Raw genomic sequence first — 13,067 nt, forward strand, 5'->3', positions numbered from 1 at the left:
TAAAGATTAACTTATACTATTTTTACTTGACTTTTACAACATCTATCTATCTAAGGATATTGTTGGTATTTGGTATTTGGTATTTGGTATTTTCTCCCCCATGCTCCTCAGCTCCCTCAGCTCCCGATCGCTCCCTCAGCTCTCTTCCCCCTGCTCCCTGATAACTGACTACTAGCTCCTAGTCCCCAGTATCGGTAGGATGGTTGATAGAGAACCCTCGATGCAAGCAAGCAGCGATCGCGCTTCCTAGTTCTCCTGGCAGGGTGGTACGCAGGTAACGCGATCGACAAACACAGTCATGAGCAATTTGACTTCTGTGCTAAGCGATCTGCTAGTAGCAGTACCCCAACTGCGACCCCAAGTTTATTTCAAAGCTTCTTTAACGGCTTTGTCCCATGCGATGGAAGACCAAGTGCTTGCTTCGACTTCAGACCAACCGTTGCTGATTGCTAGCTTTCAGCGGGAACGCTTCTATCGTCAAGAAGCCCACCGCTACAAACGCCTTGCTCGGCAAACGAATCAAGTCTACGTACTAGCAGCACCGGAGACAGATTTTACGAATGCTTCCGAATACTACGAAACGATCGCCTTCGATCCAACAGAATCATTAAGTCAAGAATGGCATCTCGTCGCGATCGGGCAAAATTATAGCACTTGCCTGATTTGTCGCGAACGCCCCAGCATAGTCCAGATTAAACCCTCACCTCATTTACCAGCGGTGGATATGGATCCCACCCGCCAGTTTGAAGGTATCTGGACTTCCGAGCGACAAATTAGCTGTATCGCAGCCGAGCTGTTACTTCAACGCATTTTACATTACAGACCAGAATTAGCCCCTAAAATCGAACTCGCGCGCGATCGCTTCGGTATATTTCCACAAAGGCGATCGTCAGCGAAAAAGTCTAAAACTGCTGCCCCCATTACTTTACCCTCGCTAGATCCTGCGGCGATCGATACCAATCCTTTCGTCCAGAGATTAGTAACGTACCTGCAAGCCGGACAGTACAAATTACTCAAAGCCTACCGCTCGATTGCTGCCCAAGAACGGAAAGAACGCCTCATCAACTCGATTACCGCTGCGATTCGCAAAGGTAGCGCCACCGGACTACCGTTACATCCCCAAGAAATCTTGAAAGTCGCAGTTCGCGAATTGGGAATTGCCCTGGCTGCCTGCCGTTGCTTGATTTATCGCGCCCAAGCTAACGATGATAGGGTGGCGATCGCCCACGAATATTTACAACCTGGCGTTTCCTCAGTAGTAGGAAAAGTCATGCCTTTACAAAAAAATCCCTTATTTCAAGAAATGACCTGTCAGCAAGGATCGATCTGTATTGTCGATACTCAAACTGACACCCGCGTGACTGATTCACCCCTGCTACAACAGCTCGTAAAACAGCTGGATATTCGTTCTTGGTTGTTAATGCCAGTGTTGTACCAAGGTAAGTTATTGGGAATAGTCGAATCTCATTATTGTGGTTCTCAACCACACCAGTGGACGGCAGATGAAACTTCTTTAGTCGAAGCAATCGCCACTCAGGTAGGCGCAGCATTGATTCAAGCCGAAGCTTACGCAAATCTAGAAGACCTCAACCAGCAATTAGAGGCGCTCGATCGCACCCGCAGCAACCTCATCGCGATTACTGGACACGAACTTCGTACCCCCCTCTCGACGATCCAAGTTTGTTTGGAAAGCCTTGCCACCGAGCCAGATATGCCCTTAGAATTGCGGCAAGTCATGCTCAGCACTGCTCTTACCGACTCCGAGCGGATGCGCAAATTAGTCCAAGATTTTCTTACCCTCTCCAACTTAGAAAGCGGACGGGTAGAATGGCATCCTGAAACTTTACCCTTAGATGAGTGCGTCGAGCTTGCCCTCAGCCGCGTCCGCACCCGTTCTAACCCAGAAGATTTACCGCAGATCGTCAGCACAATTCCAGTCCAACTTCCTCTGATTAGGGTTGATGGAGACTGGTTGGTAGAGTTAATCGCTAAACTGTTGGATAACGCCTGCAAGTTTACGCCTCCCACAGGACAGATCGCGATCGCAGCGCGTACCAATGGTGGCACAACGCTAGAAGTTACCGTTTCCGATACCGGACGCGGTATTGAACCCAATCGGCTCGAAATTGTTTTCGATCGCTTCTACCAAGAAGAAGGCGCGCTCCGTCGCACCGCAGGAGGTACGGGTTTAGGCTTAGCAATTTGTCGTCAAATTGTCAATAGCTGGAACGGGAAAATCTGGGCAGAATCAGCAGGAAAAGACAAAGGTAGTACGTTTCACTTCACTATTCCGACTGTGGAATAGTCATTGGTCATTGGTCATTGGTCTCTCCCTTGTCCCCCTTGTCCCCCTTGTCCCCCTTGTCCCCCTTGTCCCCCTTGTCCCCCTTGTCCCCCTGCTCCCTGCTCCCTGCTCCCTGCTCCCTGATAACTGTTACAGTTCCTTACATAGTGGCTAAATAGACGCTATCTCAGTGATAGGATGCCCTAAAAACCTTGAGAGAGAAATCTATGGCAGAAACACTTGAGGGACAAACACCTATATTTGGCGGCGGCACTGGTGGCTTGCTGACCAAAGCAGAAAGAGAAGAAAAATACGTTATCACTTGGACTAGCCCCAAGGAGCAAGTTTTTGAAATGCCTACAGGTGGTTCAGCCATCATGAGGCAGGGCAAAAATAAGCTAGAAATTGCTCGCAAAGAGTATGGTATCGCTTTGGGCGGGCAACAACTGCGGGCGAAATTCAAAATTAACGACTACAAAATCTATCGAGTTTATCCTAATGGGGAAACTCAGATGATCCATCCCGCTGATGGTGTCTTCCCAGAAAAAGTCAACCAAGGTCGTCCAAAAGTACGTTACGTCGATCGCAACATTGGCAGCAACCCCAGCCCAGCCAAGTTGAAGTTCAGTGGCGTACAGCCATACGACGCACCCTAATCGGGGCTAGGGACTGGAGACTAGGGGCTAGGGATATTACGATTTCTAGTTTTTAGTTTCTAGTCTCTGTTTTTTGTTGATAAAAAAGGCAATAATATAAAACTTTCTGAGTGGGGTGGGCATTGCCCACCCTACATTTACTTTTTTCAGTTTTCCGTGCAGAAGGTAGGCGATACTCGCCATACATTCTGGTTATCTAGTGTTTTGACTTCTAACTTTTGACTTTTGACTTGTTCATCATGATTTTTCCCAATTTTGCTCAATTTCAGCAGTTAGCGACACAAGGTAATTTCATTCCGGTTTACCAAGAATGGGTAGCGGATTTAGATACACCTGTATCTGCTTGGTATAAGGTGTGTGCGGGACAGCCTTATAGCTTCTTGTTGGAATCGGTCGAAGGAGGCGAAAATATTGGGCGCTATAGCTTCTTGGGGTGCGATCCGCTATGGACTTTAGCGGCAAAAGGCGATCGCACGATTCAAACTTATCGCGATGGTACGCAAGTCACGATTGAGGGCGATCCGTTTGCTGCCCTAGCATCGTGTTTAGAACCCTATCATCCGGTGAAGTTACCTCAACTTCCCCCTGGTATCGGTGGTTTGTTTGGGTTTTGGGGATATGAATTGATCCGTTGGATCGAACCCAGGGTTCCAGTTTATCCAGCAACAGAAAGCGACCTGCCGGATGGCTTGTGGATGCAGATAGACCAATTACTCATTTTCGATCAAGTCAAGCGCAAAATCTGGGCGATCGCCTATGCCGACGTGCGCGACAATGCCAATCCCCAGCAAGCATATCAACAAGCGGGCGATCGCGTGCGTCAAATGGTTGAGAAACTCCAACTGCCCCTATCGCATCGGGATACGGTTTTAGAATGGCAACCCCCAGAAAGAGACAAGGGAGACAAGGAGGACAAGGGGGACAAGGGGGAAAAAGAATATACAAGTAATGTAACGAGGGAACAGTTCTGTGCCAATGTCAATCGGGCAAAAGCATACATTAAAGCTGGCGATATTTTTCAAGTCGTCCTCTCCCAACGCCTCACGACAACCTATGAGGGCGATCCGTTTGCTTTATATCGTTCTCTGCGCCTGATTAACCCCTCGCCTTATATGGCTTATTTCCACTTCCAAGACTGGCAAATCATTGGGTCTAGTCCTGAAGTGATGGTGAAAGCAGAACGAGATCCAAATGGAACTATGGTGGCAACTTTGCGCCCGATTGCGGGGACTCGTCCGAGGGGAAAAACACCCCAGGAAGATGCAGCCTATGCAGAAGATCTGTTGAAAGATCCGAAAGAAATTGCCGAACACGTCATGTTAGTTGACTTGGGACGTAACGATTTGGGACGGGCGTGTAAAAGCGGTACGGTGAAAGTTGATGAATTAATGGCGATCGAGCGCTATTCTCATGTCATGCACATTGTTAGCAATGTCGTGGGAGAACTCGCACCAGATAAGATAGCATGGGATTTGCTTAAAGCTTGTTTTCCGGCTGGTACGGTCAGTGGTGCGCCAAAAATTCGGGCAATGGAAATTATTCACGAATTAGAAACGTGCCGTCGTGGGGTTTATTCTGGAGTTTACGGTTATTATGACTTTGAAGGGCAGTTGAATAGCGCGATCGCCATCCGTACTATGGTTGTGCGTGATGGTGCTGCTAGCGTCCAAGCTGGTGCTGGTATAGTAGCTGACTCTGACCCAGAAAAAGAGTACGAAGAAACTCTCAATAAAGCTAGGGGTCTTTTAGTCGCTATTCGTTGTTTGGAAAAAAATTAAATTTGTAGCAATTTGTGTTGACAGTCATTGGTAGGGGCGCACAGATGTGCGCCCCTACAACATATGTATTGTACCCAATTGAAAACGGTTGTGAAATTTGTGTTCTAGAGACGCTGCCAAGAGATTGAGGATTTGCTACTATTGCTCAGTCCTCTAGCAGTTGAATTATGTCAGAGTCACCGAGTCCGCGCGCGATCGTCGCAAGTTTATTTCCCCATCTTCAAGTAGCAGCAGCCTATGCAGATCGGATTCAATCTAAAATTACCGCACTTCCGGCGAAAGGAGAAGGAGATAATTTCTTTGCTGCGGCTTTGACCGATGCAGATTTGGCGATTCAGAATCTAGTGGAAGTGGCACTTCTGGCAAACTTTCCCCACATCCGATTTTACGGGGAAGAATACGAACAATCGCGCAATACAAAATATTTTCGCGCGATCGATCTGGGTGGTGAAGGCGATTATCTCGTGACGCTAGACCCTATAGACGGGACTCAGTTCTACCTTGACGGACATGCAAATTATCAAATTATTCTCAGCATTCTCAATTGCGACGACTTTGAAGCAGTCATAGCCATCTCTCCCGCCCAAAATACTTACTACTACGCGCTACGTGGCGAAGGCGCTTTCCAAGGAACTTTGACACAGGATTTAGCAGCCTGTAAACCATTACGAGTCGGACAGCCAAAACCAACTATTCTCTTAGGATGGGGGATGAGTGCGCTTCAATCGAGATTGAAACAACAGGACTACGAAGTCATAGATATAGCCACTGCCTACTCGCGGGAAATTCAAGTTTCCAACCTCAACGGTATTCTAACTGGTGAAATAGCTGGAGCAGCGATCGCCTCTGGTAAATTTATTGATGGTGCTGCACTCGCTTTTCTTGCCAGAGAAACTGGCTGTATTGTCACCACTCATGATGGTTCCGTTCCTCCTCCCTTGCACACCTGTAAGGACTACAGCCTACCTGGACTTATAGTCGCTACATCAGAATCGGTACACCAGCACTTATTAACAGCAGTGCAAAGTTTGGCAGCGTAAGCATGTAATGGCATTTTCCTATCGTGCTTGAAAATATTTTTTGCTCAACTTACTCATGAATCTTTTTAAGTTTAACTGAGCAATTCTTGTCGGGGTTAAATCTCGAATTGGATGAGCATAAGACGATCGCTTGTCGAAAAAGATATTAACATCCTGTAAAATGACCTGTAAACGTTTCAAAATATTCTCAGTCCTGTACTCAGTCAAAATAGCCTCAGAGAGAAAAGGTAATTGAGGACGATTTATAACTTCTAGAATTCGCTGCACGTCAAATTCTCGGGCATATCCAGCAATTTTATAACAGTTAAAACCAGGATCTAAGTAATCGGATAAACCACCATTGACACTGGAAAAAACTTGACAACCACATGCCATTGCTTCTAGAGGTTGCAGTCCAAACCCTTCAGTTACTCCCTGTTGCGCCCAATATTCTGCTGAATCATATAGGTAAACTTTAGCCCGATTAAATAGTTCTGCTAAATCTTCAACATAAGAATTCACGACGACTACGCGACAGCTTTGTTCTAAAGCAGGAATTAATTCTTGGATGAGATATTGAGAAGATTTTCGTGCTTGAACTAAAACGTCTATATCCCGCTGGCGATTAAAATTGTGAAATTCATCGCTAATTTGGTTGGGCAAATAATAAATTAGAGAATGTGGCGATCGCTGTCCCCAATACCCCATCGTATGACGACTGACAGTAATAATTGGAATATTGGCTGAAAGCCTAAATCCATAATTCGTACTATGGGCATGATAGATCGCATGATATTGTTTGAGCTGATGAGCGAGTTTGGCGACATCAAATCCCCAACTCAATACAAATACGATCTCGTCTGGATTCAGATCGCTTTGCAGCAAATCATCTAAAAACGGCGTATCCTTTTCTCGCTGACGATATGTTACCGCTTCTGCATCACAAATCTGTTTTGCCAGATTTAGAGTTTTTAACTCCGCCCACAGCCCACCACAGGCAAACTTCCCACCCGTTCCCGGTACTAAGAAATACAATTTTCTCATGCGATCGCCTCATCTGCTGCCTGTAAGTTAGCTCATCCAAACCAAATTCAACCTCATTCATACTCATCTGAGGCAAGCTATGTTTACATTTCTCAACTTAAAAGGGCTTTAACTGGTAGACAACAATCTTTTATCCTGAAGTAGTATGAGTGTTTGCTTGTAGGTGCAAAATGCCCGAACCCGATAAAAACGAAATCAAAATTGAACCTGGGACTTTGCTGTTGATTATCTCTGCTTTGCTGCTTATACCTTTACTTTTGGCTGGCTTTTTCTTTCAATAGTATGCGCGACTTATGCTAAGCAAGGATAAGTCAAGTCTGCTGACAAAGAGTCAAAATTGCAGCTTACTTCCCGCCCCGAGGCAGAGAAATGCCTTTGATTTTTTTATAAACTGATACGGCATAAGAATCAGTCATGCCAGAAATATAATCTGTGACTTTCAAAATTTTATTGTATAAATCTAAGTTTTCATCATCTGCTTTAAAATTAGGCAGTAATTTTTTAATTAAATAGCTCTTAGAAAGATCCTCTTGACTAATAGCAGTAATAAACTCTTCTAACAAACCTCCTAAAACTTCATAGCCTGCTACTTTAACTTCAATCACTTCGCAAGATTCGTAGACTTTTCTACGGGTAATATCGACAATTTCTTTAAGACTATCTGCCGAAGGAATGACTGATGTTAAAGGTGCGTCAAATTCTCCAGATAATATTTCAGACTCGAAGTCTAGAAAAATATGCTTAGCTTCAAGGATTAATTGGTGAATTGCTTTGGAGCGCAAATATTTAATATTATCTAATAAATCGCTACCTAAATATTCTAAATTGTCTTCTTTAAGTAGAGTTTTTAATAAGCTTTCTGCTTCTTCATAGGTGATATAACCCATACGAAAGCCATCTTCTAAATCAACAATATGATAACAAATATCGTCAGCCGCTTCTATCAAAAATACGAGTGGATGCCTGCACCACCAAGCAGACTTTGCATCGCGACGAATCAAGCCAACTTCAGTGGCAATTTGTTCGACTAAATTTTTTTCTGCCTGAAAAAAGCCGTGCTTAGCTGTACTTTTACCTTGATATTGTGGAAAAACCTCACCAGAGATCGAAGATTCTCTAGGATATTTCATAAAAGTTCCTAACGTTGCATAGGTAAGTTGCAAACCAATGCGATCGGCTTGTTTCTCTTTTTGAGTTATAATTCTGAATCCTTGGGCATTGCCTTCAAAGCAGGTGAGATCGGCTTGTTGTAGTAGATTTAACTGTTGTAATACTGACTGAGCGCGAACTGATTTAAACCACTCTTGAATCGCATCTTCACCAGTATGACCAAATGGCGGATTGCCAATATCGTGTGATAGACAAGCAGCAGCAATAATATCGCCAAAATCAGAGGCAATATAATCATGTAAATTTTTACTATGTCTTTTAATAATTTCTTCCCCGACAATTGTGCCGAGGGAACGTCCCACACAAGATGCTTCTAAACTATGAATGAGACGGTTGCGAACGTAATCGTTATTAAATAGAGGAAAGACTTGTGTTTTATCCTTTAATCTTCTAAAAGAAGAAGAGAAAACAATGCGATCGAAGTCTCTTTGAAATGATGTCCGATTTTGTGCTGGAATCTCTGCCTCGTAAGTTTCTAAAAAAGTTTCTCCCAGCCGTTTACGAGATAGTAATCTAGACCATGCCATTAAGGTAGCCATTCTATACCCCTTATCAGTGGATAAACCTACAATAAGTCTATTCCTCACTTATTGCTTGTGCTATCCCAGATAAGGAGCGATCGCGCTTAATTCACCTAACACAACGTGACAGTCGTAAGAGTGGCGATCGCACTAGACTAGAGATCCTGCTCGAAATTCTCAACCTTCCATAATGCAGAGATTCAAACTGTCTCAGTCAAATCGTTGGGCGATCGCCTGTTTAATTAGTATTTCTACTCTGTTTCTAGTCTGGTTTGTCTCACCAATACCATCGCTGCTAGCAAAACCGCAAGCACAGGTATTCGATCGCGTCTGGCAAACGGTTAATGAAAACTTTTTCGACCCTAAATTCAACGGCGTAGACTGGAAAGCAATGCGAGAGCAATATAAGTCTCAAGCAGTTCGAGCGAAATCGACACCAGAATTTGCTACCGTTGTCAATCAAATGCTGTCCCAGTTACGGACATCTCACACGCGCTATTACACCGCAGATGAGCCTGCATATTATCAACTTTTGGGTATTTTTGCCAAACGCAATCCTGACTTGCAGAAACAGTTAAAAAAATTCTTGCCGCAAGGTAAGATTGAATATCCTGGAATTGGCATTTTTACCAAAGAAATTCAAGGCAAAACTTTTATTAGTGGCATTTTAGAAGGAAGTCCGGCGGCGAAAGCCAAATTAAAAGTCGGCGATCGCATTATTAGCATAGATGGCAAACCTTTCCAACCAATTCAATCTTTTGCAAATGTTGGTAAGCCAGTTGCGATCGCAATTCAGCGAAATGCTGATACTCAAACTCAGCAAGAAATTGAGGTTACGCCGCAGATATATGATGCTACGACGATGTTTCTCAAGGCACAGCAAGCCAGTACCCAAATTATTCAAAAAGAAGGTAAAAAAATTGGGTACGTACATATTTGGTCGTATGCAGGTGACAAATACCAGCAGCAACTTGAAGAAGATTTAATGTACGGTCGCCTCAAAGATGCCGATGGATTAGTTTTAGACTTACGGGATGGATGGGGTGGCGCATCGCCCAATTATCTTAATATATATACTGCCAATGGTCCCAGCGTTACCATGACAGGACGCGATCGCCAATCGTCTACAGCAAACTACCAATGGAAAAAACCAGTCGTGATGCTTGTCAATGAAGGTAGTAGAAGCGGTAAAGAAATTCTAGCGTTTGGCTTCCAGCGCTATAAAATTGGCTCTGTCGTTGGTTCTCCTACAGCAGGCGCAGTAGTAGGAGGTCGTCCTTTTATCATGCCAAATGGCAGCGTTCTTTATTTAGCCGTCGCTGATGTGATAATTGATGGCAAATATAGACTAGAAGGCAAGCCCATCACTCCAGATATTACCGTTCCCTTTACTTTAGAATACGCCCAAAGCGCAGACCCGCAAAAAGAAAGGGCGATCGAAACAGTGACTAGTTATCAGGCACAGGGAGCAGGGACGAGCTGGGAGCAGGGAGACAAGGGAGACAAGGGGGACAAGGGGTACAAGGGGGAACTCGCTCTTCCCCACTCCCTTCGGTCGTGGGGATTAGGGGGCGAAGGGAGACAAGGGGGACAAGGGAGAATAACTATAAATGACCAATGACCAATTAGAAAGATTAGAATCGCTCAAGGCTGGAACCATAGCAGCTGTAACTTTAGCTTTAGCGTTCGTCGTTACTACCTTTGTAAATAACTTCTTGCTTACCCCCAGCGTTTTCAGTTTCTCCAGCCTTTTTGCAGGAGCGATCGCAGTCGTTTGTGGCTTTCTATTTGGCGTGACATATCGCTATATCATTCGAGAGGATAGCAATATTCAGTTAAAAACTGGAGCTGTTATGGCTTTTGGTTGCGTGCGCGGCTTAACTCAAATCGAAATGGCGCTGCAATCCTCCCAGACAGTCTTACCCGCGATCGCGACTGCTGGAGAAAGTATAGTCTGGTTTGCCCTTGCCGCGATCGCCCTGTCGTTGTCTATTCGCCTCGGCTGGGTGAAAGCTTTTAGTTCAAACTAAACTCCTCAAATTGAGTTGGAGTATAAAGCATTTCCCGATCTACGGCGGAAAGAATTTGATTATTCGCTTTTTCTGAATTTAAACAACGACAAATCAGTTGAGCTACATCAGCGCGATGAATCGTTCCCGCAATACGCGGATCTGCTGTTAGCAAACCATTACCCGTCGCTGGTTCCGATTTCAATCCCCCAGGACGAATGACTGTATAAGTCAAACCACTTGCTGCAAGATAGTTTTCTGCTTGTTCCTTCTCGACTAAAACATCTTTCAAAGTCGCTAAAGCTTGCGGAGGTATAGCTGCTACACTATTGCCGCTACCGATAGAAGATACCAAAATAAACTTTTGTGCGCCTGCTTGCACCGCTCCATCAATGAGATTCTTATTGCCTAAATAGTCGGCTCTGACTCCATCTTTAGGTAAACCGCCAATCGTGCTAATAACTGTAGAGATGGAATCTCCCAGCATTGCCCGTTCTACGTCTTCAACATTCAACGCATCGCCAAAAACTACCGAAATTCCCATCGCTTCTAATTCCGCTTGCGCCGCCGCTGTCCGCAACAATGCTTTTACCTGCAAACCTTGTTGTACCAGGCATTTAGCAATTTCCCGCCCCACACCGCGACTCGCACCAGCCAGAAAAATGTAAGAACTATCCGTCATGTTTCTAATTTCAATCTAGTATGCAAGCTACACAATTCATTGTGGACGATCGATTACACCTTTTGACGTATGATGTCTCAAATCTCTCCCGGCAAAGTCTTTGACTGATATAGCAATCCAATTTGATTGGTGAACGTTTCTCGTGTAGAGACGTTACATGTAACGTCTCTACACGGGCTGGCTAGTAATAGCGATGTAGAAATTGATTGAATCGTCTACTGTGGTATTTAGTTATAGAGACACTATAGTGAGTTTCACAATTTTGACTTTTAACTTTTAACTTGTGACTTGCTAAGCAGTAGGGGAAAGTATGCAGGGGGTTTAAAAGCATTGCCATCTCGTTCTAGCTTTCTGCGTCACTTTTTCCAACTGGCGATCGTCAACATTCTCTCAAACCTCATGGTTCCCTTAGCTGGGTTAGTGGATGTCGCCTTTTTGGGACATTTACCGGAAATTCGTTACCTAGCAGGAGTCGCTTTAGCAACTGTTCTATTTAATTACATCTACTGGACATTTGGCTTTTTACGGATGGGGACAACGGGAATGACTGCTCAAGCGATCGGGCGGGAAGATCGAGAAGGAGTCATACTTATAGGCTTACGTAACGGCTTAATAGCACTCTCGTTGGGATTATTGATTTTAGTTTTGCAACAGCCTTTGAGAATGCTAGGCTTTACCCTCCTGAGTGCAACACCAGAAGTCAAAGCATCCGGTCAAGCATATTACGATGCTCTCATTTGGGGCGCACCAGCGACCTTGCTCAACTTTGTACTCATTGGTTGGTTCTTGGGGCGATCGCAAAGTGGCAAGGTATTTTTGCTCTCGGCTGTCGGTAATCTATCTAATGTGGTGCTAAATTACTTATTTATTGTGCGCTGGGGATGGCAAAGTACTGGAGCAGGACTAGGAACGGCGATCGCTCAGTACCTCATGTTGCTAGTAGGGCTGATTTTAATCAATCGAGAAATCCCACTTGTAAAAATACATCAGCATCCAGCAAAAGCATCATTCGTCAGACAAATTCTCAATTCCAGCGATCTACGGGCAGCATTCGCGCTCAATGGCGAAATTCTAGTCCGCACCTTTGCTTTAGTTTCCACATTTGCCGTATTTACCAATCTTAGTTCGACCTTGGGAACGGAGATTTTATCTACCAATGCGGTATTGTTACAAGTGGTGACGCTGACAGCATACTTTATTGATGGACTTGCCTTCGCCACCGAAACCCTAGCCGGAGTTTTTCTAGGCAGAGGAGCGATCGCCCAATTAACCCAACTCATATGGGTATCTGGAACAGCAAGTTTGAGCGTAGGAATACTGTTTGCGATCGCCTTCATTCTCATCCCCACACCCTTATTCGGGTTATTGACTAACCATAGTGCAATTTTGGGACGAATTGGCAGTTATGTAGGCTGGTTGCTACCAGTTTTGGGGTTTGGGGCGATCGCCTACATGTTAGATGGTTACTTTCTCGGCTTAACGGCAGGTCGGATTTTGAGAATTTCGGTGCTTGCGGCTGCTTCGTTGGGATTTGCACCAATGGCTATCGCTGCGTGGTATTTCCGTAACACTCATCTACTCTGGTTGTCTCTGGCTTTATTTATGGTTGTCAGAGCTTTGAGTTTGGCAATATTTGTGCCGAGAACCCTCAAGACTAATTCTATCGATCGTTGCCAGAGATCCGATCCCCCCTAGCCCCCCTTAAAAAGGGGGGAACAAAGTCTCTTTTTACGGCGTTGTTTTTCTAACTCCTCGTACCAATTCTATTTATTCTTGCACTAAATCGGTCGCTCATAGCCCCCCTTGTTAAGGGGGGTTGGGGGGATCTTCCGTGGCGCAGTCAGATCAAAATGGTATCGCCTGCTTCTTGCCATCAAACAGAGAGAACAAAGCCCCCTTAAAAA

At 44.8% G+C, this 13,067-nt stretch carries 10 protein-coding genes; 7 read left to right on the top strand and 3 right to left on the bottom strand.

Annotation, left to right across the window (positions count from 1 at the left end; genetic code table 11):
- Nucleotides 1–298 precede the first annotated feature (298 nt).
- The 4 genes from DSM107010_RS16680 to DSM107010_RS16695 all read left to right on the top strand — a co-directional run bounded on the left by DSM107010_RS16680 (nt 299) and on the right by DSM107010_RS16695 (nt 5,758).
- Nucleotides 299–2,305 (top strand): DICT sensory domain-containing protein, encoded by a 2,007-nt coding sequence (locus DSM107010_RS16680; protein WP_106544357.1) that lies wholly within the window; start codon nt 299–301, stop codon nt 2,303–2,305.
- 206 nt (nt 2,306–2,511) lie between these two features.
- On the top strand, nt 2,512–2,940 hold the full coding sequence (psaD, locus tag DSM107010_RS16685; RefSeq protein ID WP_015156676.1) for a photosystem I reaction center subunit II: 429 nt from the start codon (nt 2,512–2,514) through the stop codon (nt 2,938–2,940).
- A gap of 239 nt (nt 2,941–3,179) precedes the next feature.
- Nucleotides 3,180–4,718, top strand: a complete 1,539-nt coding sequence (trpE, locus tag DSM107010_RS16690; protein WP_106168892.1) for an anthranilate synthase component I — start codon at nt 3,180–3,182, stop codon at nt 4,716–4,718.
- Between the two features lie 167 nt (nt 4,719–4,885).
- Entirely contained in the window at nt 4,886–5,758 is an 873-nt protein-coding gene (locus DSM107010_RS16695) for an inositol monophosphatase family protein (protein WP_106168893.1), read from the top strand.
- Between the two features lie 18 nt (nt 5,759–5,776).
- Here DSM107010_RS16695 and DSM107010_RS16700 read toward each other — a convergent pair whose 3' ends face one another.
- Together DSM107010_RS16700 and DSM107010_RS16705 are read right to left on the bottom strand one after the other, a co-directional pair.
- Complete coding sequence (locus tag DSM107010_RS16700; protein ID WP_106168894.1) at nt 5,777–6,781, bottom strand: glycosyltransferase; 1,005 nt, start codon at nt 6,779–6,781, stop codon at nt 5,777–5,779.
- A 344-nt stretch (nt 6,782–7,125) separates the two neighbouring features.
- Nucleotides 7,126–8,478 (bottom strand): deoxyguanosinetriphosphate triphosphohydrolase, encoded by a 1,353-nt coding sequence (locus DSM107010_RS16705; protein ID WP_181246448.1) that lies wholly within the window; start codon nt 8,476–8,478, stop codon nt 7,126–7,128.
- Nucleotides 8,479–8,662: 184 nt separating this feature from the next.
- On the opposite strand from DSM107010_RS16705, the gene DSM107010_RS16710 reads away from it, so the two are divergent.
- Together DSM107010_RS16710 and DSM107010_RS16715 are read left to right on the top strand one after the other, a co-directional pair.
- Nucleotides 8,663–10,093, top strand: a complete 1,431-nt coding sequence (locus DSM107010_RS16710) for a S41 family peptidase (RefSeq protein ID WP_127023406.1) — start codon at nt 8,663–8,665, stop codon at nt 10,091–10,093.
- The gene (locus DSM107010_RS16715) at nt 10,083–10,502 is read left to right on the top strand and encodes a hypothetical protein (RefSeq protein ID WP_127023409.1); all 420 of its coding nucleotides are present in this window, start codon (nt 10,083–10,085) and stop codon (nt 10,500–10,502) included. The genes DSM107010_RS16710 and DSM107010_RS16715 overlap by 11 nt, the downstream gene beginning before the upstream one ends.
- Here the strand turns inward: DSM107010_RS16715 and DSM107010_RS16720 are convergent.
- Entirely contained in the window at nt 10,489–11,163 is a 675-nt protein-coding gene (locus DSM107010_RS16720) for an SDR family oxidoreductase (protein ID WP_106168591.1), read from the bottom strand. The genes DSM107010_RS16715 and DSM107010_RS16720 overlap by 14 nt on opposite strands.
- Nucleotides 11,164–11,493: 330 nt before the next feature.
- Between DSM107010_RS16720 and gntT the strand changes: the two genes are divergently transcribed.
- Nucleotides 11,494–12,858, top strand: coding sequence for a guanitoxin biosynthesis MATE family efflux transporter GntT (gntT, locus tag DSM107010_RS16725; RefSeq protein ID WP_106168593.1), 1,365 nt, complete (start codon nt 11,494–11,496; stop codon nt 12,856–12,858).
- The last annotated feature ends 209 nt before the right edge of the window (nt 12,859–13,067 follow it).

It is taken from the genome of Chroococcidiopsis cubana SAG 39.79, from assembly GCF_003991895.1.
Taxonomy (GTDB): Bacteria; Cyanobacteriota; Cyanobacteriia; order Cyanobacteriales; family Chroococcidiopsidaceae; genus Chroococcidiopsis; species Chroococcidiopsis thermalis.

Coding starts and splice junctions, on each gene's coding strand:
- DSM107010_RS16680 (WP_106544357.1), top strand. CDS start 299: ATGAGCAATTTGACTTCTGTGCTAAGCGATCTGCTAGTAGCAGTACCC.
- psaD (WP_015156676.1), top strand. CDS start 2,512: ATGGCAGAAACACTTGAGGGACAAACACCTATATTTGGCGGCGGCACT.
- trpE (WP_106168892.1), top strand. CDS start 3,180: ATGATTTTTCCCAATTTTGCTCAATTTCAGCAGTTAGCGACACAAGGT.
- DSM107010_RS16695 (WP_106168893.1), top strand. CDS start 4,886: ATGTCAGAGTCACCGAGTCCGCGCGCGATCGTCGCAAGTTTATTTCCC.
- DSM107010_RS16700 (WP_106168894.1), bottom strand. CDS start 6,781: ATGAGAAAATTGTATTTCTTAGTACCGGGAACGGGTGGGAAGTTTGCC.
- DSM107010_RS16705 (WP_181246448.1), bottom strand. CDS start 8,478: ATGGCATGGTCTAGATTACTATCTCGTAAACGGCTGGGAGAAACTTTT.
- DSM107010_RS16710 (WP_127023406.1), top strand. CDS start 8,663: ATGCAGAGATTCAAACTGTCTCAGTCAAATCGTTGGGCGATCGCCTGT.
- DSM107010_RS16715 (WP_127023409.1), top strand. CDS start 10,083: ATGACCAATGACCAATTAGAAAGATTAGAATCGCTCAAGGCTGGAACC.
- DSM107010_RS16720 (WP_106168591.1), bottom strand. CDS start 11,163: ATGACGGATAGTTCTTACATTTTTCTGGCTGGTGCGAGTCGCGGTGTG.